The organism is Gilliamella sp. wkB171, assembly GCF_001693755.1.
Lineage (GTDB): Bacteria > Pseudomonadota > Gammaproteobacteria > Enterobacterales > Orbaceae > Gilliamella > Gilliamella apicola_F.
In genome coordinates, this window is sequence record NZ_LYST01000017.1 from 1 (window position 1) to 1,730 (window position 1,730).

Consider the following 1,730-nt stretch of genomic DNA (forward strand, 5'->3'; position numbering starts at 1 on the left):
AGAGCCTGCATCGCAACCCAACGAACGGTTTTATACCATCGGCTACGTGCCACAAGGCATAAAGCCTAACCCCAGACCACAACTGACCATTAAAGGGCGTTGGCTGGAGCAATTCGGCTTTTATGTAGGCTGCCCTGTTATCATTAAGATTGAACAGGGCAAGTTGATTGTTGAACTTGATTTATAGGCTTGAACAACAAAAATAATTGCTTAATTTAAAGGATAAATTGATGACAAAATAATTTGTCATCTTTTAACAAAAATAAACAACCTACATTCCGGATAACCTTTAGAATCAACCTATTTCATACTCTATTGAAGTATTAATTGCTTTTATAACTTCATTAACCTTTTCCAAAAAGCATAGACATTCATCTGGTATTTGGTATTTAAAATAAATTTTTATTAAAAAATTATCTCTTCCTACAGCATCAGGAAAATATTTATATATATTTTTACTTTCAATAACATTGATATAAACATTTAGTTTTTCTTGTAATTTAAATAAATGAGATTCATAAGGGAGATCCCAAGTTAAATGATCAGTTAATCCTAATTCAACTAAATTTTTATTATTTTTAGGAATTCCAATCATATCTAATTTATTTATTTCTTCTATAGACATACTATTAATTACCTTTTAGTTATCAGGTCTAACTACCTCTACTTTTGTTGGAGGTATTTTGGTTCCCCCTTCAAATCCAGGTTTACCATCACCAATAATTGTACCCCCATTTTTTTCCAAGTCTGGGAAACCAACTTTTTGATTAGGTGTTAATGTGGCTTTATCAGAGCTTTTACATTCTATACATGTAATATTACCATTTTTGTCTTTACCAATCATATCTAATCTTATTTTAGTACCATTTTCGGTTTCAAGTGTTACTTCTCTTGCAGATTTTTCTTGAGTTGAGCTAAATTCATCATATTTAGTTTGCTCATACTGTTTACCTTGCTGGTAATTTTGTTGAACTTGGGAACTAGTATTTGTATTTGGCGAGGGAACTTTTGTTTTTGCACCATTTTCAAAAGTATAATAAGCGCCGTTATTAGTATATATTGGGTTACCGGCTGCATCAACTTTACCTGTATTGGTATAAACACCGCCTCTAGGCCCTACGACATTGGTTCCTTGTGGTGTATAACCGTTAGGGAGTGTCGTCCCCTTTCCAGCGTTTAACAACTTACTACCATTAAAAACTCTATTTAAAGCGGGAAGAGTAATATTTCCTGAAATACCATGAACAATTATCATTGTTCCAATTGTTCTTCCAGCCATATTTCTGGCGTCTTCTTCATCATAACCAAAACGTTTATAACTTTCTACATAACCTTCATAGATCATCCGCAATTGATTTGCTTCAGAAGAATTTGATGTACCTTCTAATAAATGCTTTATTTCTAAATAGCCTGCTTGATATTCTAATTGGTTGTAATAATAATTAACATACGTTTTTAGTGCATCATAGGCCTTTTGACGCTCAATACTGCATGCTTCACTATTTACGTCAACACAAGCTTTTAATAATGCTTCTGTCGATTCTTCATTTTTAATTTGAAGCTTCATTAACTTTTGCTTTTCTTCTTCAGTTAATTTACCTTCTCCTTCTCTATATTCAAGACCCACTTTATCTTGATGATCTGAAGAGTTTAAATAATTATTCTCAACCGCATTTTTACCACCAGCAATAGCGGTATTAATATCCTGAGCATCACCACCTAATGCGGCA

2 protein-coding genes and 1 pseudogene are annotated in these 1,730 nt (G+C 32.8%); 1 reads left to right on the forward strand and 2 read right to left on the reverse strand.

Annotated features, from left to right (window positions below):
• Nucleotides 1-37: 37 nt before the first annotated feature.
• Nucleotides 38-187: a SymE family type I addiction module toxin gene (locus A9G03_RS01415; protein WP_082209377.1), complete on the forward strand. Its 150-nt coding sequence runs from the start codon at nt 38-40 to the stop codon at nt 185-187.
• 108 nt (nt 188-295) lie between these two features.
• Here A9G03_RS01415 and A9G03_RS01420 read toward each other — a convergent pair whose 3' ends face one another.
• Nucleotides 296-625 (reverse strand): DUF6572 domain-containing protein, encoded by a 330-nt coding sequence (locus A9G03_RS01420; RefSeq protein WP_065798225.1) that lies wholly within the window; start codon nt 623-625, stop codon nt 296-298.
• Between the two features lie 15 nt (nt 626-640).
• Nucleotides 641-1,730, reverse strand: a pseudogene (locus A9G03_RS12510) (DUF6862 domain-containing protein); the annotation flags it as partial.